Raw genomic sequence first — 26,278 nt, 5'->3', positions numbered from 1 at the left:
GTGATGCGTTGGAAGAATGCCGCACTGCTGGCCCTGGCCGTCCTGGTCGTGGGTTGCAGCAGCAACAGTAAGAAGGAACTTCCACCCGCCGAGCTGCCTGACTTCGAAGAAGAAGTGGTGCTGCAGGAAGAGTGGAGCCGTTCGATCGGCGAAGGCCAGGGCGAAACCTTCAACATGCTGGCCCCAGCGGTCGATGGCGATGAGATCTATGCCGCAGACGTCGAAGGCCTGGTCATGGCCCTGGACCGCATGACCGGCAAGGTCATCTGGAAGCAGGACCTGGAGGCACCGGTTTCCGGTGCGGTCGGCGCGGGCTACGGCCTGGTGCTGCTGGGTACCCTGAAAGGCGAAGTGATTGCCCTGGACGCCAGCTCCGGTGAGGAAAAGTGGCGTTCCCGGGTCACCAGCGAGGTGCTGGCGCCGCCAGCCGTCAACGGTGACATCGTGCTGGTCCAGACCCAGGACGATCGCCTGATCGCCCTGGATGCCGACACCGGCGACCAGCGCTGGATCTTCGAGAACACGCCGGCGGTCCTGACCCTGCGTGGTACCGGTAGCCCGGTCCTGACCAACCGCCTGGCCATCGCCGGTCTCTCCACGGGCAAGGTCATCGCCCTGGACGCCCAGCGTGGCATTCCGATCTGGGAACAGCGTGTCGCCATTCCGCAAGGCCGTTCCGAGCTGGATCGCGTGGTGGACATCGACGGCGGCCTGCTGCTGTCCGGTGGCACCCTGTACGTGGTCAGCTACCAGGGCCGCGTTGCGGCGCTGGACATGGAAAGTGGCCGGGTGCTGTGGCAGCGCGAGGCGTCCAGCTCGGTGGGCGTGGCCCAGGGGTTCGGTAACGTCTACGTGAGCCTGGCCAGCGGCACCGTCGAAGGCATCGACGAGCGCTCGGCCTCCGCCCTGTGGAGCAACGAAGCTCTGGCGCGTCGTCAACTCTCGGCACCGGAAGTGTTTTCCAGCTACGTGGCGTTCGGCGACCTGGAAGGGTATCTGCACCTGATCAGCCAGGTGGACGGTCGTTTCGTCGGCCGCGAACGCATCGACCGTAACGGCCTGCGCGCCCGTCCGGTGGTCGTGGGTGACTGGCTGTATGCATTCGGTAACGGTGGCAAGCTGGTTGCGTTGACCATCAAGTAACGCCGCTGACGCGCTTGGCTATGCTGCACAGCGAGGCTGTGCAGTCGCCCGGTTCGTGCTGTGAATTCCGGCCGCTGCCCCTGCAGCGGCCTTTGTATTTTCTGAATTAACGAAGTGGAGAGCCTGATGGTTCCCGTAATTGCCCTGGTGGGCCGTCCCAACGTCGGCAAATCCACCCTGTTCAACCGCTTGACCAGGACCCGCGACGCCATCGTCGGCGACCTCTCGGGCCTCACCCGTGATCGCCAGTACGGCGAGGCCAAGTGGCAAGGGCGCACCTATATCGTCATCGATACCGGCGGGATCTCCGGTGATGAAGAAGGCATCGATGCGAAGATGGCCGAGCAGTCGCTGCAGGCGATCGAAGAGGCCGATGCCGTGCTGTTCCTGGTGGACGCCCGGGCCGGCCTGTCGGCTTCGGACCAGATGATTGGCGAGCACCTGCGCAAGCGCAACAAGCGCAGCTTCCTGATCGTCAACAAGGTCGACAATCTGGATCCCGATCTGGCCCGCGCTGAATTCAGCCCCCTGGGCATGGGCGAGGCATTGCCGATCGCCGGTGCCCACGGCCGCGGCATCACCCAGATGCTCGAAGCCGTGCTGGGCGATTTCCCCAAGGACGCCGGTGAGCTGGAAGAGGGCGAGGAGAGCGAAGAGGTCGCCGAAGGCGAGGAGGCCAAGCGCATCCCCGGGCCGAGCGAAAAGGACGGCATCAAGCTGGCGATCATCGGCCGCCCCAACGTGGGCAAGTCGACCCTGGTCAACCGCATGCTGGGTGAAGACCGGGTCATCGTCTATGACCAGGCGGGCACCACCCGCGACAGCATCTACATCCCGTTCGAGCGTGACGACGAGAAGTACACCCTGATCGACACCGCCGGTGTGCGCCGCCGCGGCAAGATCTTCGAGGCCGTGGAAAAGTTCTCCGTGGTGAAAACCCTCCAGGCGATCCAGGACTCGAACGTCGTGGTGTTCGTCATGGATGCCCGGGAAGGGGTGGTCGACCACGACCTCAACCTGCTCGGGTTCGTCCTGGAGAGCGGCCGCGCCCTGGTGATCGCGCTGAACAAGTGGGACGGCATGGAGCCGAGCGAGCGCGACTACGTGAAGACCGAGCTGCAACGCCGGCTGTTCTTCGTCGACTTCGCCGATATCCACTTCATCTCGGCGTTGCATGGCACGGGCGTGGGGCATCTGTACAAGTCGGTGCAGGCCTCCTTCAAGTCGGCGATCACCCGCTGGCCGACCAGCCGCCTGACACAGATCCTCGAGGACGCGGTGCAGGAGCACCAGCCGCCGCTGGTCAACGGCCGTCGCATCAAGCTGCGCTACGCCCACCTGGGTGGCGCCAACCCGCCGCTGATCGTGATCCACGGCAACCAGGTCGATGCCGTTCCACGGGCGTATTCGCGCTACCTGGAAAACACCTACCGCCGCGTGCTCAAGTTGGTCGGTACGCCGATCCGCATCGAGTACAAGGGGGGCGAGAACCCCTATGAAGACAAGAAGAACACCCTCACCGACCGTCAGGTGAACAAGAAACGCCGCCTGATGAGCCACCACAAGAAGGCCGAGAAGAAGCGCAAGGACAAGCGCAAGTAGCGGCGAGGGCCGCGACAGGCGTGCAGTTGCGTAGGGCGGGCGTGGCCCGCTGACCCGGTATCTGGCGGGTTGTACCCGCCCTACGGAATACAGTGATGATCCAGAGCAAACTCCCGAACGTCGGCACTACGATCTTTACCCGCATGTCCCAGCTCGCCGTGGAAACTGGCGCGCTCAACCTGTCCCAGGGGTTCCCGGACTTCGACGGCCCCCAGGCCCTGCGTGATGCCGTCGGCCGGCACATCAGTGCCGGGCATAACCAGTACGCCCCGATGACCGGTCTGCCGGCGCTGCGCGAGCAGGTCGCCGCGAAGATCGCCCGAAGCTACGGGCGGACCGTCAGCCCGGACAGTGAAGTCACCATCGTACCCGGCGCGACCCAAGGGATTTTCTGCGCGGTCCAGACGCTGATCCACCCGGGCGATGAAGTCATCGTCTTCGATCCCTGCTACGACAGCTACGAGCCCTCGGTGGAGCTGGCCGGTGGGCGCTGCGTGCATGTGCCGCTGGCTCTGCCGGATTTCTCCATCGATTGGCAACGTCTGAGCGATGCGCTCACCGCGAAGACTCGTCTGATCATTCTCAACAGCCCGCACAACCCGAGTGGCGCACTGATTTCCCGCGCCGAGCTGGATCAACTGGCCGCGCTGATTCGTGGGCGCGGCATCTACCTGATCAGCGACGAGGTGTACGAGCACCTGGTCTTCGACGGTGTGCAGCACGCCAGCATCCTGGCCCATGACGAGCTGTACCAACAGGCGTTCGTGGTCAGCTCCTTCGGCAAGACTTATCACGTCACGGGCTGGAAAACCGGCTACGTGGTCGCGCCGCCGGCGCTGACCGCGGAAATGCGCAAGGTGCACCAGTACGTCAGCTTCTGCGGCGTGACCCCGCTGCAATGGGCCCTGGCCGACTACATGGCCGAGCACCCCGAGTATGTGCACGAGCTTCCCGGTTTCTACCAGGCCAAGCGCGACCTGTTCTGCGACCTGCTGGCGGAATCGCGTTTCCGCTTCACCCGGGCGGCCGGTACCTACTTCCAGCTGGCCGACTATTCGGCCATCCGCGACGACCTGGATGATGTGGCGATGTCGGAGTGGCTGACCCGTGAGCATGGCGTGGCCACCATCCCGGTGTCGGTGTTCTACCAGCAGGCGCCCAAGGACCTGCGCCTGGTGCGCTTCTGCTTCGCCAAGCGCGAGGAGACCCTGCGTCAGGCGGCGGAGAAACTATGCGCGATCTGACCGCTTTGCCCGACCTCGAACTGGCGCTGATCCAGACCACGCTGGCCTGGCACGATCCGCAGGCCAACCAGGCACACTTCGCCGCCTTGCTGGAGCAGGCCCGGGGTGCTGATCTGATCGTGTTGCCCGAGATGTTCAGCACCGGCTTCTCCATGGATTCCGCCGAACTGGCCGAGCCGGAAGACGGCCCCAGCGTGCACTGGCTGCAGGCTCAGGCCGCACGCCTGCAGGCGGTGATCACCGGCAGCCTGATCATCCGGGCGGCGGACGGCTCGTACCGCAACCGCCTGCTGTGGGCGCGGCCGGACGGCAGCCTGGCGCATTACGACAAGCGCCACCTGTTCCGCATGGCCGGTGAACACAAGCACTACGCGGCGGGGGAGGAGCAGGTGCTGCTCGAGTTGAACGGGTGGCAGGTGCGTCCGCTGATCTGCTACGACCTGCGCTTTCCGGTCTGGAGCCGCGATGCGCTGAACACCGACCTGCTGCTCTACACCGCCAACTGGCCGGCCGCACGCCGCCTGCATTGGCAGCGCCTGTTGCCGGCCCGGGCCATCGAGAACCTGTGCTACGTCGCGGCGGTGAACCGCGTGGGGCAGGACGGCAAGGGGCATGCTTACAGCGGTGATTCCCAGGTGCTGGATTTCCAGGGCGAGCCGTTGCTGCACGCTGGTGCCGAGGACGGCGTATTCCGTGCGACGCTCAAGGCGGCGGAGCTGGCCGCCTACCGTGAACGCTTTCCCGCTTACAGGGATGCGGATGGTTTCGACCTGACCTGACGTCGATGACTGGCAATCCAGCGGACCCGTACGTACGATATCGAGGGTCACTTACCCCTGAGTAACCCCTATGAGTGAACTGACAGTCCCGGCCAACGACGAGCAGCGTCTGGTCGATGGCAGCAAGGTCTACAACACGCCGGTCGAAGTCACCCTGGCGGTGATTGGCGGCAAGTGGAAGTCGCTGTTGGCTTATCACCTGATGGATGGCCCGCTGCGTTTCTCCGAGCTCAGGCGTCTGGTGCCGGACATCACCGAGAAAATGCTGACCCAGCAGCTCCGAGAGCTGGAGCGCGCGGGTGTGGTCCATCGCAAGGTGTTCGCCGAAGTGCCGCCGCGGGTGGAGTACAGCATCACCGAGCACGGTGCGACCCTGAAGCCGGTGCTGGATGCCATGTGTGTCTGGGGGCGCAGCCACTGGCAGCAACAGTGCTGATCGGTTGTTCGGCCTGAAGCCCGTCGATTCCTATGGATCACCCATGAAAAACCCGCCAATCGGCGGGTTTTTCACAGCTCACGACGCTCAGGCGGCCTGAGCATCGGCCTCGCTGAGGGCGCGGTTCAGGGCGCTGAACAGGGCACGGAAGCTGGCGGTGGTCAGGTTCTCGTCGATCCCCACACCATGCAGAGCACGGCCGCCGTTGACGCGCAGCTCGATGTAGGCCGCGGCCTTGGCGTTGGTGCCGGCACCGATGGCATGTTCGGAATAGTCCATGATCTCTACCGAGACCGGCAGGCCGGCGACCAGGGCTTCCAGCGGACCTTTGCCGATGCCGCGCCAGTGCTGCGCCTCACCGTTCTCGATGACTTCTACATCGACCGCGCTGGTACCGTTTTCTTCCTGCAGGCGATGGCTTTTGAGGGCATAGGGTGCGGTCGCCTGCAGGTACTCGCTGTCGAGCAGCTTGTAGATCTGCGAGGCGGTCATTTCCAGGCCGAGGCGGTCGGTTTCCTTCTGCACCACTTGGCTGAACTCGATCTGCATGCGGCGGGGCAGGGCGATACCGTATTCCTGCTCCAGCAGGAAGGTGATGCCGCCCTTGCCGGACTGGCTGTTGACGCGGATCACGGCCTCGTAGTCGCGACCGATATCGGCCGGGTCGATCGGCAGGTACGGCACTTCCCAGAGGGCGTCTGCCTTCTGCTGGGCGAAGCCCTTGCGGATGGCGTCCTGGTGCGAGCCGGAGAAAGCGGTGTGGACCAGGTCGCCCACGTACGGATGGCGCGGGTGTACGGGGATCTGGTTGCAGTCCTCGACCACCTTGCGCACGGCGTCGATGTCGGAGAAGTCCAGTTCCGGGTCGACGCCCTGGGTGTAGAGGTTCAGGGCCAGGGTCACCAGGCAGACGTTGCCGGTGCGCTCGCCGTTGCCGAACAGGCAGCCCTCGACGCGATCCGCACCCGCCATCACGGCCAGTTCGGAGGCGGCGACGCCGGTGCCACGGTCGTTATGGGTGTGCACGCTGATCAGCACGCTGTCGCGCTTGTCGACGTGACGGCCGAACCACTCGATCTGGTCGGCGTAGTTGTTCGGCGTGGCGCACTCGATGGTCGCCGGCAGGTTGAGGATCAGCGGGTTCGCCGGGGTCGGCTGGAACACGTCGATCACGGCGTTGCACACCTCGACGGCGAAGTCGATTTCAGTGCTGCTGAACACTTCCGGCGAATACTCGAAGCCCCACTGGGTTTCCGGCGCGGCGTCGGCCAGGCGCTTGATGGTGGTGCCGGCAGCCACGGCGATGGCTTTGACGCCGGCCTTGTCCTGGTTGAAGACGATCTTGCGGAAGCTCGGGGCGCAGGCGTTGTAGTAGTGGACGATGGCCTTCTTGGCGCCCTTGAGGGATTCGAAGGTGCGCTCGATGAGGTCGTCACGGGCCTGGGTCAGGACCTGGATGGTGACGTCGTCAGGAATGTGGCCGCCCTCGATCAGCTCGCGGACGAAGTCGAAATCGGTCTGCGAGGCGGACGGGAAGCCCACTTCGATTTCCTTCAGGCCAACCTGAACCAGGCATTTGAAGAAGCGCATCTTCTTCTCGGCATCCATAGGCTCGATCAGCGACTGGTTGCCGTCACGCAGGTCGGTGGACAGCCAGATCGGTGCCTTGTCGATGACCTGGTCGGGCCAGGTGCGATCCGGAATCTGGATCTGGGTGAACGGACGGTACTTTTTCGACGGGTCTTTGAGCATGCTCATGGTAAATCCTTGATGGGGCGGCGGCCGCGGATGGGCCAGGCTGAATCGGCAATGACGGAGGGGCGCGTCAGCTACGCAGTCGTTGAGCGACCAGGCAGAGATTGGCGTGTTGCCGCAGCAGAATGAGGGTATGTGTAGCGTTCATGGGGTCAACCCTAACCATGGAGGCTAAAGCTGGCAAGCATTGTCTTGAAATTGGTGATTAAACGCGTGATTGCCGATATGTGGCAATTTTATAGCGCTGCTAGCGTTCAGGCTTGCTGGATATTGCGGGAGATGCCGCCTGGGCGCATGGCAGGCGCCCAGGCGGTGGCGACAGGTCAGGCGCTGGTCGTGTTTTTCAGCTCGCGCATGTCGGCGCCGCTCGGGTGCTGGAACACGCGCAGGCCGAATTCCGGAAGGATCGCCAGCAAGTGGTCGAAAATGTCCGATTGATAGCCTTCATAAGGCACCCAGGCCACGGTGTTGGTGAAGCAGTAGAGCTCCATGGGCAGGCCATCAGCGGTGGGCTGCAGCTGGCGTACGATCTGCGTCATGTTCTGGTTGATCCCCGGATGCTGGCGCAAGTAGTGCTCCACGTACGCCCGGAAGGTTCCGATATTGGTCACTCGGCGGGTGTTGGCCGGCTCCTGGGCCGCCTCCGCCAGCTCGGCGTTCCAGCTCAGCAATTCGCTCTGTTTGTTGCTCAGGTACTGGCCGAGCAGCAGGAAGCGCTGCAGGTGGGCGATTTCGTCCGGGCTGAGGAAGCGCACACTGGTCTGGTCCAGGTACAGGCTGCGCTTGATCCGACGGCCGCCTGACTCCTGCATGCCGCGCCAGTTCTTGAAAGGGTCGCTGATGAAGCGTTTGGTCGGGATGGTGGTGATGGTCTTGTCCCAGTTCTGCACCTTGACCGTGTGCAGGGCGATGTCGATCACGTCGCCGTCGGCATTGAGCTGCGGCATCTCGATCCAGTCACCGACGCGGATGATGTCGCTGGAGGAAATCTGGACGCTGGCCACCAGCGATAGCAGGGTGTCCTGGAAGATCAGCATCAGTACCGCGGCCATGGCGCCCAGGCCGGAGAGCAGGATCAGCGGCGAGCGGTCGATCAGGGCGGCGACCATGAGAATGGCGGCGATCGCGTAGATGACGATGGTCACGACCTGGATGTAGCCCTTGATCGGCTTCAGGTGCGCGTTCGGGCGGCGCTGGTACAGGGCGTTGATCAGGTTCAGCACGCCGCCAATGGCCAGGGCAATGGTGAGGATGATGAAGGCGCTGCAGACGTTTTCCACCACGGTGACCACGGCGGCCGGCAGGTGCGGCACCACCTTGATGCCGCTGGCCAGGATCAGCGCCGGGACGATATTGGCCAGGCGGGCGACCACGTGGGAGTCGGAGAGGATCTTGTCCTGGCCGACGCTGGTCGATTTCAATGCCCGGTAGATGCCGCGCACCAGGATGCGCTTGACGATCCAGTTGGCGAGCCAGGCCCCCAGTATCAGCAGGCTGAGGCTGATCAGCGTGTGCAGCTCAGGGTAGTTTTCCAGCCACTCCACCGTGGCGATGTACTGTTCTTTCATGGCGATCCTCGCTTGCTTCATGACAGCTGCCGCCGAGAGTGGACGGTCGGGGCCGGTCTCGACGGGGTGCGTACCATAACAAACACGGTCGACAAGCAGGCCATCGTGCACCTTTGGTTACATTCGGGGCGGACGCCATGCTCAGCGGCGAGATAACCATCGGCGAGGGCTTATTCATGACCTGGGCGAGATATGGCAGCGCGCTGTGCCTGGCCACAGTGCTCAGTGCCTGCGGGCATTCCCCTGCGCGGGATGAAGGCCTGCCACTGGACGAGCACCTGTCCCGGCTTGGCTATCGCCAGGCGGAGGCGGTGGAGTCCGTGCAGCGCTTCGATATCGACGGCTGGCAGTACCTGGACAAGCAGCACATCGTGGTAGGGCATGGCCCGGGTCGTTCCTACCTGCTGACCTTCTCGCGACCCTGCCGCAACCTGAGCTTCAGCAATACCCTAGGATTCAGCACGACGGTGGGGGTGCTGACGCGCCTGGACCGGGTCGTGTCCACGGACGGCAGTGGTTTTCCGGAGTACTGCCTGATAGAGACGATCCACCGGCTGGAAAAGGTGCCCCGGTCGGGCACTTGAGGCAAAGGGGAAATCCCCGTGCAGCGCACGGGGATTCAGGGCATGGCGATCAGAACTCGCCGCGCAGGGTCAGGGCGAAGTTGCGGGGCTCGCCGTAGTAGTAGTTCACACCGGTAGCGCCAATTTTCTCGTAGTAGTACTTGTCGAACAGGTTATTGGCGTTGAGCTGCAGCGAGTAGTGCTCATCAAACCGGTAGCCGAGCATGGCGTTGTAGACCGCGTATCCACCTTGTTCAGCTCTTGTGCTGCGGCCGCCGTAGGTGCCGGTGGCGTAGATATCGCTTTGGGCCTGCACGCCTCCGCCTACGGTCCACGCCGAGTAGGCGCCAGGCAGACGGTAGGTAGTGAACAGACGCAGCAGGTGCTTAGGATCGGTAGTACGCAGGACGTTGCCCTGGAGGGCCGCGGTATCTTTCAGATATTCAGTGGTGGTGTAGGTATACCCCCCGCCCACCTGCCAGCCCGGCAGCACTTCGCCGGAAATTTCCAGTTCCACGCCTTCGCTGCGGCTTTTTCCCGACGCCGTCATGCAGGAGCCCAGCGCGTTGTTGGGCAGGCAGCGCTCTTTGATCGCGCTGGCGTCCTGCAGGCCTTTGCCGACCAGATTGGTGCGGAACAGCGCGATGGAGCTATTCAGACGCCCCTCGTAGAACTCGCCCTTGAGGCCAAGTTCATAGACTTCGCCGGTCATCGGATCGAGCAGCGAGCCGGAGCTGTCGTAGCTGGTTTGCGGAGCGAATATCTCGGTGTAGCTGGTGTAGGCGCTGATTTCTTCGGTGAGGTCGTAGATCAGAGCTGCGTACGGCACCACCTCGCGTGTCACCTTGTAGTCGCCGATGGCACTGACTTGGTTGTCAAAGTCATACCAGTTCAAACGTGCACCAAGAATGGCGGTTAGCGGGTCAGCGAGGGAGATATTCCAGGTGGCGAAGGCGGCCTTTTGGGTGGTGATTGTATGAGCTTGGGGGTTGGCTGCCAGGGTTATCGGCGTCTTGCTGACGTTAGATGGGTTCCAGTTGCGGATATCCACGGCATATGCCGAGTAACCCCATACCGACTCGATGCCAATCGCATCTGCCTCATTCCATTCTGCGCCCATGGTAAGGTGATGTTCGCGACCCAGCAGGTTGAAAGCGCCATCCAATACCGCACCGACGTTGCTGTAGTTGGTTCTGCCGCCGCCGTCACTGTAGTTGTAACTGACATCCCACAAATAAGGGCTGGAGTAGGGCGCGACTGGTCTCGCCAGGGAGGTCTGCTGAAACCCATGATCCTTGTAGGCGAGGCGACTACGGTTGGCGCTCAGCTTGAGGTTCCAGCCATTGTCGAAGACATGATCCAGTTCGGCGAAAGCATGGGTGTTGGTGCGGTCCCAGCGTGCCCAGTTGGGGCCCAGAAAAGTGTCTCGGGAAAAGGGTAGCGGCGAGCCATCGAAGTCGGCTGGCAGGTTACCCCAGGCACCCGTGGCGTCTACCTCGCTGTACTCCAGCCCACCGGTCAGCGTAGTGCTGTCGCTCAGATCAGCGGACAGCACGGTGTAGAGCACGTTCTTGCGCTCCATGCGGGCGTCCTGGAAGAAGTCCTTGTCATCGTGCACGGCGATGATCCGGCCGCGAATGGCGCCACCTTCCACCAGCGGGCCGGAGAGGTCGGCCACGTAGCGGTTGGCGTCCCACGAGCCCAGGGTGTAGCTGGCCGAGCCGTGGAAGTCGCGGGTCGGGCGCTTGCGCACCATGTTCACCGTGCCGGATGGGTTGCCGGAGCCGCGCAGCATGCCGCTGGCACCGCGCAGCACTTCCACATGGTCGAGGGTGGCGACGTCGGGCTGGATGAAATTGCCGCTGCGCCAGTCGACGTTGATGGTCGAGCCGTCGAACTGCAGGGCGTCGATCTGGTAACCGCGCGAGTAGTAGGTAACCCGCTCGCTGTCGGTCTGATCCACCACCACGCCCGGGGTCTGTTGCAGCATCTGCTTCAGGTTGGTGAGGTTCTGGTCCTTCATGCGCTGCTCGGTGAGCACGGTCACCGACTGTGGGGTGCGGCGCAGCGATTGCGGCGTCTTGCCGATGCTCACCGCGCCGGTGGTATAGGAGCGGCTGCCTTCGGTCACGCCACCCAGGCCCTGGGCGGTCACGCTGGTCGCGCCCAGCTCCAGTGCGCCATTGGTCGTGACCTGGGGCGTCAGCAGGTAGCTGTTGGCGGTCTGTTGCATGGCTTGCAGGCCACTGCCTTGCAGCAGGCGGCTCAAGGCCTGATAGGTGTCGAAATTGCCCTGGACGCCTGGCGAGGCTTTGTTCGCGGTGTCGGTGGAGGCGTACGACAGGCTGATCCCCGCCTGCCGGGCGAAGCTATCCAGTGCGCTGCTCAGCGGGCCTGCCGGGATGTTCCAGTCGCGGGTCTGGCTGACAGTGCTGGTTTCCTGGGCCAGGACGATACTCGGCAATAGGCTGCCCGCCACACTCAACCCCAGCAGGGCACCGCGAATGGCGCGACTCAAGGGGGTTCTTGCAGCGTTCTGGTGAATTCTCATTACCTGTAAATGCTCCGATGGGGAATGTGGGCGTGGGCCTGTTCGCCGGCCTTTCCCTACAGGTCGAATACGAATGAGAAATCCCCTCAATTATTTTCTCTTTTAATGAAGATGCCTGCGCAATCCATGGCCCATGACGGCCCTATGGCTGCGCGTGTGACAAACAGGAGGCACGCGTAGGGGCCGATACGGCCCGGCAGGTCAGGCCTTGGCGCTCACCGTCACCCAATACCGGCTGCGGTATTCCAGGCGCACGGGCAAGGTGAGCGACAGCAGGCTCAGCACCTGATCGGTATCGGCCAACTGGTAGGTGCCGGACACGCGCAGGTCCATGACGTCGTCCCGGCAGACCAGCAGGCCGGGGCGATGGCGGGCCAGTTCGGCGAGGAAGGCATCCAGGCGCATGTCCCGGGCGCTGATCACACCGTCGGTCCAGCCCCAGGGGTCGAGCCCGGTCGGGGTGTCGGGTTGCAGGGTGCCCGCGAGCAATTGCGCCTGCTGACCGCCCTGGATGCCGAGGGGCGGATTGGAGCCCAGCACCGTCAGGTAGCCCTGGTCGACGGCCAGCAGGGTCTTGCCGTCTTCCTCGCGGACCATGAAGCGCTTGCTGTGGGCGAGCAGGTCGCCGTTGCGCGTGCGCACCCAGAGCGGGCGAGGTGTTTCGAACCCTGCATCGTTGCCAGGCTCGATCAGCAGGTCGCCCCGCTGCAGTTCGATCACCCGGCGGTCGGCGTCGAAGCTCGCATCGAACGCACTGTTGCTGTTGAGGCGCACCTGGGTGCCGTCTTCCAGACGGACATCGCGGCGCTCCCCGGTGCCGGAGCGGTAGTCGGCGAGCAGGCCGGTGGCTGGCATCTGGTCGCGGCCGACCCAGGCGAGGCTGCCGACTGCCAGAAAGGTGCCCATCAGCTTGAGGCTCTGGCGCCGACTGATGCGTTGCCGGGCTCCGCTGAGCGTCGACTGTGCCAGGCCGGGGGGCAAATGGGAGAACTCGTCGCCCAGGGAGGTGACGCGCAACCAGGCCTGTGCGTTTTCCGGGCGCATCTCGAGCCACTGCTCGAAGGCCTGGCGTGTGGCGTCATCGCTGTGGTTGAAGCGCAGGCGCACCAGCCAGTCGATAGCCTGTTCCACCGCTCGGGCGTCAGGCGTCGGCATAGCGTTGCCGGTAGCAGGCGTGCAGGGCCTTGGCCAGGTCGCGTTCGACAGTGGCGCGGGATACACCGAGTTTTTCCGCGATCTGCGGGCAGGTCAGGCCGTCGAGCTGGGCGTAGAGAAATGCCTGGCGGACCCGTGCAGGCAGGCGGTCGAGCAACTGATCGAGGCGTTCCAGGGCTTCGAGCAGCACCAGGCGCTCTTCCTGGGAGGGCACCAGGTTGTGCTCCAGGTGCGCGATGCTTTCCAGGTAGGCCTGCTCCAGTGCCTTGCGCCGGTACTGGTCGATCATCAGCCCCCGGGCAATGCTGCTGAGGTAGGCGCGCGGTTGCGAGAGCATCGTGGATTCACGGCTCTTCAGCAGGCGCATGAAGACATCCTGGGCAAGGTCTGCCGCATGGTCTCGACAGCCGACGCGGCGATTGAGCCAGTTACTGAGCCAGGCGTGATGATCCTGGTACAGCTGGTCGATACCCTTGTTCAGGGCGCTGTTGTCGCTGGGCATGGGGCTCTGACTGCGGCCTTTTCGATAATGGGTCGCATTCTAGTGCTGCGTCTGCTTGCGAAGCAATTGCGCCCGTCAGGGCTTGAAGGCACCGATGAAGATCGCCGGATCGACCCGTGCGTCGTTGAGACTGACGTTCCAGTGCAGGTGAGGCCCGGTCGCGCGGCCGGTGGCGCCGACTTTGCCGAGCACGCCGCCGCGCGGCAATTCGTCGCCGACCTTCACACCGATTTCCGACAGGTGGCAGAACATGCTGATCAGGCCCTGGCCGTGGTCGACGAACACCGTCTTGCCATTGAAGAAGTAGTCGCCCACCAGGATCACCGTGCCGGCCGCGGGCGCCTTGATCGGTGTGCCGCGGTTGGCCGCGAAGTCCAGGCCCGAGTGCGGGTTGCGCTCTTCGCCATTGAAGAAGCGGCGCAGCCCGAAGGGGCTGGAGAGCGGGCCGTTGACCGGTTTGTCGAACAGCAGGTTGCTGGGCTGGCGGGCGCTGAACTGGCGGTAGGCGCGGGTCTGTTCGGCGAGCTCCCGCTCGATGCGCTTGAGGTTGGCCGCGTTGGGGTTGACCTGCTGCTGGTTCTTGATGGTGATGCGCTGTTCCACGTAGGTCTTGTGGCCGACCTCGAAGCTCAGGGTTTGCCGGGCATTCACCGTGATCGTCTCGGTGCCGGGCTTGGTGGTCAGTGGCAGGCCGACGATGGCGATCCAGCGCTGGCCGTCCTCGCGAATCACCAGCACCGGCCGGTCCTTGAAGGTTACCTTGGGAGCGGCGTCGCCCGTGCCCAGGCCCACCACGGCGACGCCACCGGGCACCGGCTTGTTCAACAGGCGGCTGATGAAGCCTTCGGCCTGTACGGGCAGGGCAAGCGTGAGGGTGAGCAGCAACAGCAAACGACGCATGGATAATCTCTGTGGTGGGTGGCCGCGCCGGCGATCCACCCGGTTGATCGTCAATCCAGCAGGGACAAGGTCACCGGCTGGAGGTGGTTGTCTTCGACCCGAACCTCCAACTCGCCCTCCGCCAGGCGCGCCTTCAGGCGCTGGCCGGGGCGGGTCTGGGCGGCATCGCGGATGGCGCGTCCGCGCTCGTCGAGGAGGATGCTGTAGCCCCGGCCGAGGGTGGCCAGGGGGCTGACGGCATTCAGGGTCTGTACCTGACTGTGGAGGCGCAGGCGGCGGTCCTTCAGGCACTCGTTCATTGCACGTGGCAGGCGCACGGCCAGGCTGTCGAGGCGTTGGCGCAACAGCGCCAGGCTGCGGCCAGGATGCTGGGCCGCCAGGCGCGTCTGCAGGCGGGCGAGTCGCTCCTGGCGCGCGTTCAGGTGGCGGTCGAGCGCGCGTTGCAGGCGCAGGTCGAGGTCATCCAGGCGCTGGGCGTGCTGGCGCAGCCGTTCCGCCGGATGGCGAATCCGTCGGCTCAGGCCCTCCACCCGCATCTGCTCGCGGGCCAGGCGGCCCTTGATGGTCAGTTGTAGGCGGCGTTGCAGGCTGGTCAGGCGGTGCACCAGGTCGCTGCTGTCGGGGGCCAGCAGCTCGGCGGCGGCAGATGGGGTCGGGGCCCGCACGTCGGCCACGAAGTCGCTGATCGATACATCGGTTTCGTGCCCCACGGCGCTGACGATCGGGGTTTCGCAGGCGGCGATGGCGCGGGCGACCATTTCTTCGTTGAAGCACCACAGGTCCTCCAGCGAGCCGCCACCGCGGGCCAGGATCAAGGCATCGAAGCCCTGGCGATCGGCCAATTGCAGGGCGCGGACGATCTGCCCGGTTGCATCGCGGCCTTGCACAGCGGTGGGGATCAGGGTCAGGGCCACCTGCGGGGCGCGACGACGGAAGACGCTGATGATGTCGCGAATCACCGCTCCGGTGGGCGAGCTGACGATGCCGATGCGTCGAGGGTGAGCGGGCAAGGCGACCTTGCGCTCGGTGGCGAACAGGCCTTCGTTGCCGAGCTTTTCCTTGAGGGCCTCGAATGCCAGGCGCAGGGCGCCGTCGCCGGCCGGTTCGACGCTGTCGAGAATCAGCTGGTAGTCGCCCCGGCCTTCGAACAGGGACACCTTGCCGCGCACCTTGACCGCCAGGCCGTCGCGCAGCGCCTGGCGAACCCGTGCGGCGTTCTGCCGAAACAGTGCGCAGCGCACCTGGGCCTGGCTGTCCTTGAGGGTGAAATAAATATGGCCGGAAGCGGGGCGGGCCAGGTTGGAGATTTCCCCCTCGACCCAGATGCCGGAGAACACGTCCTCCAGCAACAGGCGGGCACGGCTGTTGAGCTGGCTGACGCTGAGTACTTCGCGGTCCAGGTTCAGGCGTTGGAAGGGGTCTTTGATCATGGGCGCCATCATAAGCCGAGCGTGGGGGCGGCGTGAACCGCCTTGGGCCGTCAGTGCCGGTCGAGCAGGCGGCCCAGCAACCAGGCGGCCACCGGCCCGAGGGCGTGCTGGCGTGACCAGACCACATCCACCGGCACTCGCTTGGGCCAGCCGTTGATCGGCAGTTCGCGCAGCTTGCCGCCGCCGTGCCCGGCCACCAATTCGCGGGGGAGGGCGCTCCAGCCGAAGCCCAGGGCAGCCATCTCCAGTAACAGCAGATAGTCGGGGGCGGACCAGCAGCGGCCGCCGCTGCCCGGCAGGTCGTCGGACGGTGTTTCACTGGCGGCGACGCTGCTCAGGCGCAGCACCCGCCAGCGCGCGAGGTCTTCGGGCGTGACCTGGGGCAAGGCAGTCAGCGGATGGTCGCAGGCGACGAACAGGCCGAACTCGGCGCTGCCGGCCACGCTGGCATGGGCGATGTCCGGCGGGTAGTCGGGTTGCGCGGCCAGCAGGCCGAGGTGGGCGCGATTCTGGCTCACCAGGTCGAGCACATCGGCGTGCTCGGCGATCAGGCATTCGAATTCCAGGTCGGGGTAGCGCTGGTCCAGCTCCGCCAGCCGTGCCTGGTACTGCTTGGGCTGGTAGGCGTCGGACAACGCCAGGGTCAGCTTCGCTTCCTGGCCGCCGGCCAATTGGGTGGCGTGGCGCACCAGGCGGTCGCTCGCCATTAGCACCTCTTCGGCGTGGGCCAGCAGGCTGCTGCCCGCTTCGGTCAGCTCCAACCGCCGGGGGCCGCGCTGGAACAGCTCCACGCCGAGGTCGAGCTCAAGGCGCGCCACGGCTTCGCTGACCGTCGACTGGCTCTTGCCGAGACGCCGGGCGGCGGCGCTGAGGGAACCGCAGCTGGCGGCCTGGGCGAACGCCTGAAGGGCTTCCGGGGAAATGTTCATATCGGTTTGGCCGATGGCAGCTGGTTTGTTGGTGGCTAGATTACCGATGAATATAGCGCCCATCCAAGGCATTCGATCAATGAGGTCATTTTCCATGAGCCAGACCATCAACCAACTGCAACGCTCCTGGCGCGAACGGGTCGGTCATGCGCTCGCGTTCGAAACCATCGCCGTGGTGATCTGCGCACCGACCCTGGCGTTGCTGATGAACAAGCCGCTGGTGCAACTGGGTGCGCTGACCCTGATGTTCGGCCTGGTGGCCATGCTGTGGAACATGTTGTTCAACCTGCTGTTCGACAACGCCCAGCGGCGCCTGGGCTTCCAGCGTGGCCTGTGGGCACGGGTGTGCCATGCCGTGCTGTTCGAGATCGGCCTGATCGTCGTGCTGGTGCCGCTGGCGGCCTGGTGGTTGTCGATCAGCCTGCTGGAGGCGCTGTTTCTCGATATCGGCCTGATCCTGTTCTTCCTGCCGTACACCATGGGCTTCAACTGGGCCTATGACGAACTGCGGGTACGCTGGTTGCGCCGCCGCGAGGCAGCGGAATGCGCTGACTGCGAGGCCTCGCCGGGCGCACGCTGAGCAAGGGCACAGGGATTTTCCGGATGGATGGGCCAGGCGCGACTTGATTTGCCAGGCCCAATCCATAAGCTGCCGGCATTGCCTGCCCGTCCTGAGTTGTCATGAACACCCAATGCATCCTGGTTCCACAGATTTCCACCTTCCCGGCCCATGAGGCCAAGGCCCAGGCGATCCTGCGCTGGCTGGCCAAGCGCGAGATCGTCGAAGCCCTGCCCACCACCTGTGGCGTCGGTGCCCGGGGCATGGCCTATGCGATCGGCGCGGGTGCGAAACGGGTGGTCGAGCACCCGCAGCACCTGCCGTACGGCCAGCCGGTCAACGGCCTGGAAATCATCACCCGCCGCTGCATCTACACGCCGACCGACGGCTTTCTCGAGGAAGCGGGTTGCCCGCAGTGCCGCCGGGAGATCGGCGAACCGCTGTTCGAAAGCCTGGATGAATGGTGGCCGGGTGTAACGGACAACTTCACCTGCCCCGAGTGCGGGCATGAAGATGACATCAACGGCTTCCTGTTCCTGCAGCCCTGCGGGTTTTCCAACCTCGGCTTCATTTTCAACAACTGGAACGAGGCGCGCTTTCGCCAGGGCTTTCTCGACGAATTCGCCGAGCGTCTGGGCTTCCCGCTGTCTCAGGTGCACAGCCGGGTAGCGTGAAAAGGGGGCTCATCCTTGAGCCTGAAAACACCAAGACAGTTCGCGATGAGCTGTGCCATGACCTCGTGCTGCGAGTCAGGCGACCCAGTGCAAGAACGCGAACGGTCTCTTAAAAGTCGACACTGGCGGACAGTCGCAGTTCACGAGGTTCCCCCACCGCGACGCGTAAATTGCCACCACTGGACGGATGGTATTGCTCGTCGAACAGGTTGCGGGCGTTCAACTGCAGGCGGGTCTTGTCGCCGAGCAGGTCGCTTTCCCAACTGATGAACGCGTCGGCGACGGTGTAGCTGTCCAGCCAGAAGCTGTTGGCGTTGTCGCCCGCGCGTTCGCCGACGTAGCGCGCGCCGCCGCCGATCCGCCATTGCCCGGCCGCGCTCGGCAGCGCGAGGTGGTGGGTCAGGTACAGGCTGGCGACGTTGCGTGCGGCGTTGACCAGTTCGTTGCCGCGGTTGGCGGGGTCATCGAGGATTTCCGTGTCGGTGTAGGCATAGGTGGCCAGCACATCCCAGCGTTCGGCAAGGCGCCCGGTGATATCCAGTTCGACGCCTTGCGAGCCCACCTTGCCGGCGGCTTCCGACACGCCGTTGTTGGTGACGACCACGTTTTTCTTCTCGATGTCGTAGACGGCCAGGCTGGCCATCAGCGCGCTGCCCAGGTCCAGTTTGACGCCCAGCTCGTAGCTGCGGCCTTCCTCCGGGGCGAAGGCCTGGCCGCTGTTGGCGTCGGAGGCGTTGGGCACGAACGAGCGGCTGTAGTTGCCGTACAGCGACACCTGCTGGTTGAGCTGGTACACCAGGCCGCCGAACGGCAGGAAGGTGGTGTCGTGGCGGTCGGTGGGGCGGGTATGGGCCGCCCCACGGCCCTGTTCGACCAACTGCTCGAAGCGCTGGTAGCGGCCGCCGGCGACCACGATCCACTGGTCATCGAGGTGCCAGTTGTCTTTCAGGTACAGCGAGCGCGAATGCAGTTCGTCGCTGCGGTCGCTTTGTGCGGCATTCAGTACCGAGGGCTCGGCGAGGTTGCCGTAAACCGGGCGGTAGATGTTGAAGCCGCCCACGGCCGGGCCGCGCCAAGTGTCGCCACGGAAATTGTCGACCCGCTCGGTATCGGCACCGATCAACAGGTCGTGGCGCTGGCCGAACAGGCTGGCGTTGCCGATCCAGTCCCAGGCCAGGTACTGGGTCTGGTTGTCGTGTTCGCTGCCGTCAGAGCGGCGGCTGAGCGCGCCAGTGGTGGCGTTGAGCGTATTGGGGCGGGCTTCGGCGTAGTCATAGCGCTCGTTGTTCCAGCCGTAGGTCACGCGGGTCAGCCAATCCGGGTTGAGCTGGTATTCGGCCGTGGCGGTGAATAGTTCATCGGTGCCTTCGGCTTTCGCCCAGTCTTCATTGAGGCGAGCGTTGTAGGCGGTCTTCGCCGGCTTGCCGTTGATGATCACCGTGCCGCGATCCACCGGGGTGGAATATTCCTTGCGCTCGTAGGCCAGGGTGACGCGCAGGTCGTCGCCGATCCAGCTCAAGGACGGCGCCACCAGGGTGTGGCTTTCGTGGCCGAAGTTGCGCCAGTAATCTTCGTGCTGGCGCTCGGCGATGAAACGGAAGGCCAGGCCGCTGTCTGCCAGCGGACCGGTGACATCGAGCATCGCGCTGCCGCCGCCCTCGCTGCTGGTCTCGCCGCTGATCTGGCGGTGCCATTGGTACTGTGGCTGTTTGCTGATCACGTTGATCAGGCCGCCGGGTTCCAGCGCACCGTAGAGCAGGGATGCCGGTCCCTTGAGCACTTCCACCCGGTCGGTGGTGGCGCTGAAGTTGCGTGACAGGCTCGAGCGGATGCCGTCGCGCAGGATCGAACCGTCGGCGTTGGTACCGAACCCGCGTTTGACGAAGCCGTCCTGGGTGCCGCCCAGGGTGTTGCTCTGGGTCATGCCGCTGACGAACTTCATGGCGTCGTCCAGCGATTGCACCTGGTAGTCGTCGATGACCTGGCCGGTCACCACTTGTACCGCCTGGGCTTCCTGCATCACGGGAACCGCACTTTTGCTCGCAGTACTGGCGGTGCTGGCGCGGTAGCTGTCCGGGCTCTCGCGCTCGGCGGTGATTTCCTGGCCTGGGAGCTCGAGTTCGTTGCGCTCTGCCTCGTTGGCGGCATGGGTGATAGCGGGCAGGGCAAGGGTGAAGACAGTGGCGTGGGCGACGGCGCGCGCGACAGCGTTCCAGCGGAACAGGCCGGAAAAGGAGCAAGGGGTTGGCATTTACGACTCTAGTGCGGCTGTAGTTGAGAATTATTATTGTATAGGGGCTGCGAGGCATCGGATAGCTCTGCGGATTTCATTCGATCCGGAGCATTCTTTGCATTGAGTGGCAGGGGTTCGCTGGGTATAATGGCGCGCTTCCAATTTTCCCGTCTGGGAGCCCCCGCCATGCTGCGTATCAGTCAAGAAGCCCTTACCTTCGACGACGTTCTACTTATTCCTGGTTTTTCCGAAGTCCTGCCGAAGGATGTCAGCCTCAAGACTCGCCTGACCCGTGGCATCGAGCTGAACATTCCGTTGCTCTCCGCCGCCATGGACACCGTTACCGAGGCGCGTCTGGCCATCGCCATGGCGCAGGAAGGTGGCATCGGCATCATCCACAAGAACATGACCATCGAGCAGCAGGCTGCCGAAGTGCGCAAGGTCAAGAAGTTCGAGGCCGGCGTGGTCAAGGACCCGATCACCATCGAAGCCGATGCGACGGTGCGTGACCTGTTCGACCTGACCCGCATGAACAACATCTCCGGCGTACCGGTGTTGTCCGATGGCGACCTGGTCGGCATCGTCACCTCCCGCGACGTACGTTTCGAGAACCGCCTGGACGCCAAGGTCCGCGACGTGATGACCCCGAAAGAGCGTCTGGTCACCGTCAAGGAAGGCGCCACCAAGGAAGTCGTGCGCGAGCTGCTGCACAAGCACCGCATCGAGAAGGTGCTGATCGTCGACGAGGCGTTCCACCTCAAGGGCATGATGACCGTCAAGGACATCGAAAAAGCCAAGGCCTACCCGCTGGCCAGCAAGGACGACCAGGGTCGTCTGCGTGTTGGTGCAGCAGTGGGTACCGGCGCCGATACCGGTGACCGCGTCGCGGCACTGGCCAACGCCGGCGTCGACGTGATCATCGTCGACACTGCCCACGGTCACTCCAAGGGCGTGATCGACCGCGTGCGCTGGGTCAAACAGAACTTCCCGGACATCCAGGTGATCGGCGGCAACATCGCCACCGGTGACGCCGCTCGCGCGCTGGCCGAAGCGGGCGCCGATGCAGTCAAGGTCGGCATCGGCCCGGGCTCCATCTGCACCACGCGTATCGTCGCCGGTGTCGGTGTGCCGCAAATCTCCGCCGTGGCCAACGTTGCGGCTGCGCTGGCCGGTACCGGTATCCCGCTGATCGCCGACGGTGGTATCCGCTTCTCCGGTGACCTGTCCAAGGCCATCGTGGCCGGCGCCTCCTGCGTCATGATCGGTTCCATGCTGGCCGGTACCGAAGAAGCGCCGGGCGAAGTCGAGCTGTTCCAGGGCCGTTCCTACAAGGCCTACCGTGGCATGGGTTCGCTGGGTGCCATGGCGCAAGCCCAGGGCTCGAGCGACCGTTACTTCCAGGACTCCTCCGCCGGTGCCGAGAAGCTGGTGCCGGAAGGCATCGAAGGCCGTGTGCCGTACAAGGGTGCCATGGCGGCCATCGTGCACCAGCTGATGGGCGGCCTGCGTGCCTCCATGGGCTACACCGGCTGCGCCACCATCGAGGAAATGCGCACCAAGCCCGAGTTCGTGCGCATCACCGGCGCCGGCATGGCCGAGTCCCATGTCCACGACGTGCAGATCACCAAAGAGGCACCCAACTACCGCGTTGGTTGAAAACGGTTTGACGCGCTGCGCTCGCGACGCGGCAAATCGGTTTTGAAGAGATAGGAAAGCGCGGGGCTGTCGCTGTTACCCACAGGGCGGCCCCGAGTCATTTGTGAGTTCCGCTACGAGAGACGGCCATGGCCCATCCTGATATTCACGCCCACCGCATCCTGATCCTGGACTTCGGTTCCCAGTACACCCAGCTGATTGCCCGCCGCGTGCGCGAAATCGGTGTCTATTGCGAACTGCATCCCTGGGACATGAGCGATGAGGACATCCTCGCCTTCGCCCCGCGCGGCATCATCCTGGCGGGTGGCCCGGAGTCCGTGCACGAGGCGAACAGCCCGCGTGCACCTCAGGCCGTGTTCGACCTGAACGTTCCGGTGCTGGGCATCTGCTACGGCATGCAGACCATGGCCGAGCAACTGGGCGGCAAGGTGGAAGGCTCCGACCTGCGTGAATTCGGCTACGCCCGTGTCGACGTGGTCGGCAAGAGCCAACTGCTCGAAGGTATCGAGGACCACGTGGACCCGGACGGCGTGCTCGGCCTCGACGTGTGGATGAGCCACGGCGACAAGGTCACCCGCCTGCCGGAAGGCTTCCATATCCTGGCCAGCACCCCGAGCTGCCCGATCGCCGCCATGTGCGACGAGACCCGCCACTACTTTGGCGTGCAGTTCCACCCGGAGGTGACCCACACCAAGCAGGGCGGTCGCATCCTCTCGCGCTTCGTGCTGGAAGTCGCTGGCTGCGAGGCGCTGTGGACCCCGGCCAACATCGTCGAAGACGCCATCGCCCAGGTACGCGCCCAGGTTGGTTCGGCCAATGTGCTGCTCGGCCTGTCCGGCGGTGTCGACAGCTCCGTGGTCGCCGCGCTCCTGCACCGCGCCATCGGTGATCAGCTGACCTGCGTGTTCGTCGACAACGGCCTGCTGCGCCTGCACGAAGGCGAGCAAGTGATGGCCATGTTCGCCGAGAACATGGGCGTCAAGGTGATCCGCGCCAACGCCGAAGAGCAGTTCCTCTCCAACCTGGCCGGCGAAGCCGACCCGGAGAAGAAGCGCAAGATCATCGGCCGCACCTTCATTGACGTATTCGATGCCGAGGCCAGCAAGCTGGAAAACATCCAGTTCCTCGCCCAGGGCACCATCTACCCGGACGTCATCGAGTCGGCCGGCGCCAAGAGCGGCAAGGCCCACGTGATCAAGTCCCACCACAACGTCGGTGGCCTGCCGGAGGAAATGAACCTCAAGCTGGTCGAGCCGCTGCGTGAGCTGTTCAAGGACGAAGTCCGCAAGATCGGCCTGGAGCTGGGCCTGCCGTACGACATGGTCTACCGCCACCCGTTCCCGGGCCCGGGCCTGGGCGTGCGCATCCTCGGTGAAGTGAAGAAGGAGTACGCCGACCTGCTGCGTCGCGCCGACCACATCTTCATCGAAGAACTGCGCAAGGCCGACTGGTACCACAAGACCAGCCAGGCGTTCGTGGTGTTCCAGCCGGTGAAGTCGGTCGGTGTGGTCGGCGACGGCCGTCGCTACGCCTGGGTCGTCGCCCTGCGCGCCGTGGAAACCGTGGACTTCATGACCGCTCGCTGGGCGCACCTGCCCTACGAACTGCTGGAAGTCGTCAGCGGCCGCATCATCAACGAAATCGACGGCATCTCCCGCGTCACTTACGACGTGTCGAGCAAGCCGCCAGCGACCATCGAGTGGGAATGATCCCGCTGCGTTGCATGAAAAAACCGGCCTAGGCCGGTTTTTTCATGCCTGGGCCACGGCGGCGAGGGCAAGGACGGTCAGGGCGATGAGGGCGCCGATCAGCGTTTCCCTGGCCAGTTGCTTCTGGTTCAGCAGAAACGCTTCGTTGCGGCGGAAGTCGCACGCCACCTTGAGTTCTCGACCTTCCAGCAGGTCACGCCAGTCGTCCTCGGTCATCCAGCAGGACGCGCGATGCAGGGGCTGGTCAAGGGCTGTGAACAGTTCCTGGCAGCTTACCGGGCCCACTGTCAGTGAGCAGAGCTGACCGTCTCGTTCGCAGGCGAGCTGCAGGCGAAACAGGGGGCGCTCATCCTCGCCATGACCGTCTGCCAGATCTGGCGTGAACATCTCGTACCCCGTCACCTGGGCGGTGCCTGTCCGCAGGAAGGCGCGGCGCGTGCCCTTCAGGATGTGCTTTCCCGCGAAGTAATAGCCGGCGCAGGCCAGGGCTATCAGTAGCAGCCAGGTCACGGCGCTGAAGAGCAACAGCAGGGTGCCGAACAGAATCTCCATCGCTATGCCCCGAACAGGGCGAGCGGTGCGATGTGCCAACTGCCATAGGCCATGGCGGCCACCATGATCAGCCCATACAGTGGTTGCAGCGGGGTGTACTCCACGCGAGCGTCGGCCGGCTGGTCGTGGGGGACATAGAGTTTGAAGGTTCCTGCGTCTTCATCGAGCATTACCTGGTGCTTGTTGCTGACCAGGTATTCGATCTCGTAAGGGACGGCGTCGAACTCATAGCGCAGGCGATAGACCGGGCAGGTGCCAATCCGGCTGGTACGGCTGTAGTGAATGCGGGCGCGGATCAGGCGTCGGTCGACGATTTGCGCGTCTACCAGGCTGTGCGCACGCCCGAGGTTGCGCGCGCCCTTGTACACCCAGTGGCCGATGCCCACCATCAGGATGACCCAGAAGCAGAGCAGCAAGGGAATAAAGAGGCTGATCGCGAAGCTCATCGCACTGCCGTACCGATCCATGTGGTGTCGAAATCCTTGTCAGTCAGGCGCCATTCTAGCGACACCCGGTTTTTCGTGGCGTGCGGGTGTCGTGCATTCGCTGGATGCATGGGGCTGCGGATGCGCGCTTATCCACATCCCTCGCTGCGGGCGGCCTCGGTATCGCGGGCCGGCGGCCGGCCGAACATCCGGCCGTACTCACGGGTGAACTGCGGCACACTCTCGTAGCCGACACTGAACGCTGCGCTGCTCGCAGAGGCGCCCTCCGACCACAGCAGGCGCCGGGCTTCGATCAGGCGTAGCTGTTTCTGGAATTGCAGCGGCGACAGCGAGGTCACCGCGCGAAAATGCCGATGGAACGACGAGGCGCTCATCCCGGCGATGGCGGCCAGTTGTTCCACCCGCAGCGGCCGGGCGAATTCGTTTCTCAGGACGTCGACCGAGCGGGCGATCCGCTGCGCATGGCCTTCTGGCCAGCCCAGGCGGCGTATGGCTGTGCCGAGCCGGCCGTTGAGCAGCCAGTAGTGCAGCTCGCGCACCAGCAGCGGGTGCATCACCGGCAGCGATTCCGGGCGGTCGAGCAGGCCGACCAGGCGCAGGGCCGCCTGTTCGACATCGCTGTCGGTCGGTTCGACGCGAACGGGCTCGGCCTGGTTGTCCGCCTCGGTTTTCATCTGCACGCTCAGCTCCGCGATCACCGCGGTTTCGAGCTCCAGCACCAGCGAGTAGTAGGGCGTTTCGGGCGTCGCGCTGATGATCTGGCTGACGGTCGGGACGTCCGCGCTGATCAGCAACGAGTCGCCCGCGCCGAAGGTGAAGGTCCGGGCACCCATGGTGACCTGCTTGCGGCCCTGCAGGACCAGGCAAACCATCGGGCGCGAGATGGCATGAACCAGGCCGCTGGGCTCGGTGGCGCGGATGATCGTCAAGCCGTCGATGGGCGTGTGCGCGTAGCCGTTCGGGTCGGCGTGGGCGGTGGCATAACGGCTCACGGCATCGAGAAGGGTGTCGCTCATGGTGGGATCCCGGCTGAAAGTGGGTCTGGCAGGAATAGGCAAAGAACGTCGAGGTTCCGGTAACGACGGCAACGCCCTCGGCCGCAACAATCGTGGCTCGTTCTTACCCCTCTGACAGGAGCTTCAACATGACCACCATCTCGCTTGTGACCGGTGCCAGCCGTGGGCTTGGCCGCAACACTGCCTTGAGTATCGCGCGCCAGGGTGGCGACGTGGTAGTCACCTATCACAGCCGCAGCGACGAGGCCCAGGCCGTTGTTGCCGAGATCGAACGCATCGGGCGCAAGGCGGTGGCCCTGCAGCTCGATGTGGGCAGCGTTTCGCGGTTTGCGGATTTCGTCGAACGCCTGGGGGCGGCCTTGCGCTCGACCTGGCAGCGCGACACCTTCGACCACCTGGTGAACAACGCGGGTCACGGTGACATGGCCTTGATCGAAGAGACCACCGAAGCCCAGTTCGATGCCCTAGTGAGCGTCCACTTCAAGGGCGTGTTCTTCCTCACCCAGGCCGTGCTGCCGCTGATCGCGAACGGCGGGCGTATCGTCAACCTGTCCTCGGGGCTCACCCGGGTTTCCTACCCGGGGTTCGCGGCCTACTCGGCGGTGAAGGGGGCGGTCGAGGTGCTGAGCGTCTACCTGGCCAAGGAGCTGGGCGCGCGCGGGATCGCGGTCAATACCGTGGCACCCGGCGCGATCGAGACCGACTTCCTGGGCGGTGCGGTGCGCGACATGCCGGACCTCAACAAGGTGTTCGCCGAGATGACGGCCCTGGGGCGAGTGGGGCTGCCGGACGATATCGGGCCGATGATCGCCAGCCTGTTGTCGGCGAACAACCGCTGGGTCAATGCGCAGCGGATCGAGGTCTCCGGCGGTCAAA

23 protein-coding genes are annotated in these 26,278 nt (G+C 64.5%); 11 read left to right on the top strand and 12 right to left on the bottom strand.

The genetic code is table 11. The annotated features are described in order from the left end of the window. The first annotated feature begins 3 nt into the window (after positions 1 to 3). The 5 genes from bamB to N5C28_RS19195 all read left to right on the top strand — a co-directional run bounded on the left by bamB (position 4) and on the right by N5C28_RS19195 (position 5,204). A complete protein-coding gene (gene bamB / locus N5C28_RS19215; protein WP_279824796.1) occupies positions 4 to 1,143 on the top strand; it encodes an outer membrane protein assembly factor BamB in 1,140 nt (379 codons plus the stop codon). Between the two features lie 126 nt (positions 1,144 to 1,269). Beyond that, entirely contained in the window at positions 1,270 to 2,745 is a 1,476-nt protein-coding gene (der, locus tag N5C28_RS19210) for a ribosome biogenesis GTPase Der (protein ID WP_279824795.1), read from the top strand. Between the two features lie 95 nt (positions 2,746 to 2,840). Next, the gene (locus N5C28_RS19205; RefSeq protein ID WP_279824794.1) at positions 2,841 to 3,989 is read left to right on the top strand and encodes a pyridoxal phosphate-dependent aminotransferase; all 1,149 of its coding nucleotides are present in this window, start codon (positions 2,841 to 2,843) and stop codon (positions 3,987 to 3,989) included. Beyond that, positions 3,977 to 4,768 carry an amidohydrolase gene (locus N5C28_RS19200; RefSeq protein WP_279824792.1) on the top strand — a complete coding sequence of 264 codons (792 nt, stop codon included), beginning with the start codon at positions 3,977 to 3,979 and terminating at the stop codon, positions 4,766 to 4,768. The genes N5C28_RS19205 and N5C28_RS19200 overlap by 13 nt, the downstream gene beginning before the upstream one ends. A 70-nt stretch (positions 4,769 to 4,838) precedes the next feature. Beyond that, positions 4,839 to 5,204 (top strand): helix-turn-helix domain-containing protein, encoded by a 366-nt coding sequence (locus N5C28_RS19195; protein ID WP_279824790.1) that lies wholly within the window; start codon positions 4,839 to 4,841, stop codon positions 5,202 to 5,204. An 87-nt stretch (positions 5,205 to 5,291) separates the two neighbouring features. Here the strand turns inward: N5C28_RS19195 and leuA are convergent, their stop codons facing one another. Both leuA and N5C28_RS19185 read right to left on the bottom strand, forming a co-directional pair. Then, positions 5,292 to 6,962: a 2-isopropylmalate synthase gene (gene leuA, locus N5C28_RS19190; RefSeq protein WP_279824789.1), complete on the bottom strand. Its 1,671-nt coding sequence runs from the start codon at positions 6,960 to 6,962 to the stop codon at positions 5,292 to 5,294. A 320-nt stretch (positions 6,963 to 7,282) separates the two neighbouring features. Next, the gene (locus N5C28_RS19185) at positions 7,283 to 8,527 is read right to left on the bottom strand and encodes a mechanosensitive ion channel family protein (protein ID WP_279824788.1); all 1,245 of its coding nucleotides are present in this window, start codon (positions 8,525 to 8,527) and stop codon (positions 7,283 to 7,285) included. 176 nt (positions 8,528 to 8,703) lie between these two features. Here N5C28_RS19185 and N5C28_RS19180 point away from each other — a divergent pair, with 176 nt between their 5' ends. Then, the gene (locus N5C28_RS19180) at positions 8,704 to 9,111 is read left to right on the top strand and encodes a DUF6491 family protein (RefSeq protein ID WP_279824787.1); all 408 of its coding nucleotides are present in this window, start codon (positions 8,704 to 8,706) and stop codon (positions 9,109 to 9,111) included. A gap of 49 nt (positions 9,112 to 9,160) precedes the next feature. Here the strand turns inward: N5C28_RS19180 and N5C28_RS19175 are convergent, their stop codons facing one another. The 6 genes from N5C28_RS19175 to N5C28_RS19150 form a co-directional block, all read right to left on the bottom strand. Then, positions 9,161 to 11,608: a TonB-dependent siderophore receptor gene (locus N5C28_RS19175; RefSeq protein WP_279824785.1), complete on the bottom strand. Its 2,448-nt coding sequence runs from the start codon at positions 11,606 to 11,608 to the stop codon at positions 9,161 to 9,163. A gap of 234 nt (positions 11,609 to 11,842) precedes the next feature. Beyond that, positions 11,843 to 12,796 (bottom strand): FecR domain-containing protein, encoded by a 954-nt coding sequence (locus tag N5C28_RS19170; protein WP_279824784.1) that lies wholly within the window; start codon positions 12,794 to 12,796, stop codon positions 11,843 to 11,845. Beyond that, positions 12,783 to 13,298, bottom strand: a complete 516-nt coding sequence (locus N5C28_RS19165; RefSeq protein WP_279824783.1) for a sigma-70 family RNA polymerase sigma factor — start codon at positions 13,296 to 13,298, stop codon at positions 12,783 to 12,785. The genes N5C28_RS19170 and N5C28_RS19165 overlap by 14 nt, the downstream gene beginning before the upstream one ends. A 75-nt stretch (positions 13,299 to 13,373) precedes the next feature. Next, a complete protein-coding gene (locus N5C28_RS19160) occupies positions 13,374 to 14,198 on the bottom strand; it encodes a peptidoglycan DD-metalloendopeptidase family protein (protein WP_279824782.1) in 825 nt (274 codons plus the stop codon). 50 nt (positions 14,199 to 14,248) lie between these two features. After that, entirely contained in the window at positions 14,249 to 15,628 is a 1,380-nt protein-coding gene (xseA, locus tag N5C28_RS19155; RefSeq protein WP_279824780.1) for an exodeoxyribonuclease VII large subunit, read from the bottom strand. Positions 15,629 to 15,678: 50 nt separating this feature from the next. After that, on the bottom strand, positions 15,679 to 16,557 hold the full coding sequence (locus N5C28_RS19150) for a LysR family transcriptional regulator (RefSeq protein ID WP_279824779.1): 879 nt from the start codon (positions 16,555 to 16,557) through the stop codon (positions 15,679 to 15,681). 94 nt (positions 16,558 to 16,651) lie between these two features. Between N5C28_RS19150 and N5C28_RS19145 the strand changes: the two genes are divergently transcribed. Beyond that, positions 16,652 to 17,137, top strand: coding sequence for a multidrug/biocide efflux PACE transporter (locus tag N5C28_RS19145; protein ID WP_279824778.1), 486 nt, complete (start codon positions 16,652 to 16,654; stop codon positions 17,135 to 17,137). Between the two features lie 101 nt (positions 17,138 to 17,238). Beyond that, positions 17,239 to 17,790: a sugar ABC transporter ATPase gene (locus N5C28_RS19140; protein WP_279824776.1), complete on the top strand. Its 552-nt coding sequence runs from the start codon at positions 17,239 to 17,241 to the stop codon at positions 17,788 to 17,790. Between the two features lie 109 nt (positions 17,791 to 17,899). On the opposite strand, the gene N5C28_RS19135 is transcribed toward N5C28_RS19140, so the two are convergent. After that, entirely contained in the window at positions 17,900 to 20,041 is a 2,142-nt protein-coding gene (locus N5C28_RS19135) for a TonB-dependent siderophore receptor (RefSeq protein ID WP_279824775.1), read from the bottom strand. Positions 20,042 to 20,209: 168 nt separating this feature from the next. On the opposite strand from N5C28_RS19135, the gene guaB reads away from it, so the two are divergent. Next, positions 20,210 to 21,679, top strand: coding sequence for an IMP dehydrogenase (gene guaB / locus N5C28_RS19130; RefSeq protein ID WP_279824773.1), 1,470 nt, complete (start codon positions 20,210 to 20,212; stop codon positions 21,677 to 21,679). Between the two features lie 128 nt (positions 21,680 to 21,807). Next, positions 21,808 to 23,388: a glutamine-hydrolyzing GMP synthase gene (gene guaA / locus N5C28_RS19125; RefSeq protein WP_279824772.1), complete on the top strand. Its 1,581-nt coding sequence runs from the start codon at positions 21,808 to 21,810 to the stop codon at positions 23,386 to 23,388. Positions 23,389 to 23,430: 42 nt separating this feature from the next. Here the strand turns inward: guaA and N5C28_RS19120 are convergent, their stop codons facing one another. The 3 genes from N5C28_RS19120 to N5C28_RS19110 all read right to left on the bottom strand — a co-directional run bounded on the left by N5C28_RS19120 (position 23,431) and on the right by N5C28_RS19110 (position 25,402). Next, positions 23,431 to 23,940 (bottom strand): hypothetical protein, encoded by a 510-nt coding sequence (locus tag N5C28_RS19120; RefSeq protein WP_279824771.1) that lies wholly within the window; start codon positions 23,938 to 23,940, stop codon positions 23,431 to 23,433. Between the two features lie 2 nt (positions 23,941 to 23,942). After that, positions 23,943 to 24,407 (bottom strand): hypothetical protein, encoded by a 465-nt coding sequence (locus N5C28_RS19115; protein ID WP_279824769.1) that lies wholly within the window; start codon positions 24,405 to 24,407, stop codon positions 23,943 to 23,945. A 107-nt stretch (positions 24,408 to 24,514) separates the two neighbouring features. After that, positions 24,515 to 25,402, bottom strand: coding sequence for an AraC family transcriptional regulator (locus tag N5C28_RS19110; RefSeq protein WP_279824767.1), 888 nt, complete (start codon positions 25,400 to 25,402; stop codon positions 24,515 to 24,517). Positions 25,403 to 25,530: 128 nt separating this feature from the next. Here N5C28_RS19110 and N5C28_RS19105 point away from each other — a divergent pair. Beyond that, on the top strand, positions 25,531 to 26,278 hold a 748-nt coding region (locus tag N5C28_RS19105), incomplete at its 3' end, for an SDR family oxidoreductase (protein ID WP_279824765.1).

The organism is Pseudomonas sp. GD03944 (assembly GCF_029839275.1).
GTDB lineage: Bacteria > Pseudomonadota > Gammaproteobacteria > Pseudomonadales > Pseudomonadaceae > Aquipseudomonas.
Note: the sequence above shows the minus strand (reverse complement) of the source record. Positions and strands in the feature narration are given on the sequence as shown.

Excerpts from the sequence above, each read along its gene's own strand:
- bamB (WP_279824796.1), top strand. The coding sequence starts at position 4 with ATGCGTTGGAAGAATGCCGCACTGCTGGCCCTGGCCGTCCTGGTCGTG.
- der (WP_279824795.1), top strand. The coding sequence starts at position 1,270 with ATGGTTCCCGTAATTGCCCTGGTGGGCCGTCCCAACGTCGGCAAATCC.
- N5C28_RS19205 (WP_279824794.1), top strand. The coding sequence starts at position 2,841 with ATGATCCAGAGCAAACTCCCGAACGTCGGCACTACGATCTTTACCCGC.
- N5C28_RS19200 (WP_279824792.1), top strand. The coding sequence starts at position 3,977 with ATGCGCGATCTGACCGCTTTGCCCGACCTCGAACTGGCGCTGATCCAG.
- N5C28_RS19195 (WP_279824790.1), top strand. The coding sequence starts at position 4,839 with ATGAGTGAACTGACAGTCCCGGCCAACGACGAGCAGCGTCTGGTCGAT.
- leuA (WP_279824789.1), bottom strand. The coding sequence starts at position 6,962 with ATGAGCATGCTCAAAGACCCGTCGAAAAAGTACCGTCCGTTCACCCAG.
- N5C28_RS19185 (WP_279824788.1), bottom strand. The coding sequence starts at position 8,527 with ATGAAAGAACAGTACATCGCCACGGTGGAGTGGCTGGAAAACTACCCT.
- N5C28_RS19180 (WP_279824787.1), top strand. The coding sequence starts at position 8,704 with ATGACCTGGGCGAGATATGGCAGCGCGCTGTGCCTGGCCACAGTGCTC.
- N5C28_RS19170 (WP_279824784.1), bottom strand. The coding sequence starts at position 12,796 with ATGCCGACGCCTGACGCCCGAGCGGTGGAACAGGCTATCGACTGGCTG.
- N5C28_RS19165 (WP_279824783.1), bottom strand. The coding sequence starts at position 13,298 with ATGCCCAGCGACAACAGCGCCCTGAACAAGGGTATCGACCAGCTGTAC.
- N5C28_RS19160 (WP_279824782.1), bottom strand. The coding sequence starts at position 14,198 with ATGCGTCGTTTGCTGTTGCTGCTCACCCTCACGCTTGCCCTGCCCGTA.
- xseA (WP_279824780.1), bottom strand. The coding sequence starts at position 15,628 with ATGATCAAAGACCCCTTCCAACGCCTGAACCTGGACCGCGAAGTACTC.
- N5C28_RS19150 (WP_279824779.1), bottom strand. The coding sequence starts at position 16,557 with ATGAACATTTCCCCGGAAGCCCTTCAGGCGTTCGCCCAGGCCGCCAGC.
- N5C28_RS19145 (WP_279824778.1), top strand. The coding sequence starts at position 16,652 with ATGAGCCAGACCATCAACCAACTGCAACGCTCCTGGCGCGAACGGGTC.
- N5C28_RS19140 (WP_279824776.1), top strand. The coding sequence starts at position 17,239 with ATGAACACCCAATGCATCCTGGTTCCACAGATTTCCACCTTCCCGGCC.
- N5C28_RS19135 (WP_279824775.1), bottom strand. The coding sequence starts at position 20,041 with ATGCCAACCCCTTGCTCCTTTTCCGGCCTGTTCCGCTGGAACGCTGTC.
- guaB (WP_279824773.1), top strand. The coding sequence starts at position 20,210 with ATGCTGCGTATCAGTCAAGAAGCCCTTACCTTCGACGACGTTCTACTT.
- guaA (WP_279824772.1), top strand. The coding sequence starts at position 21,808 with ATGGCCCATCCTGATATTCACGCCCACCGCATCCTGATCCTGGACTTC.
- N5C28_RS19120 (WP_279824771.1), bottom strand. The coding sequence starts at position 23,940 with ATGGAGATTCTGTTCGGCACCCTGCTGTTGCTCTTCAGCGCCGTGACC.
- N5C28_RS19115 (WP_279824769.1), bottom strand. The coding sequence starts at position 24,407 with ATGGATCGGTACGGCAGTGCGATGAGCTTCGCGATCAGCCTCTTTATT.
- N5C28_RS19110 (WP_279824767.1), bottom strand. The coding sequence starts at position 25,402 with ATGAGCGACACCCTTCTCGATGCCGTGAGCCGTTATGCCACCGCCCAC.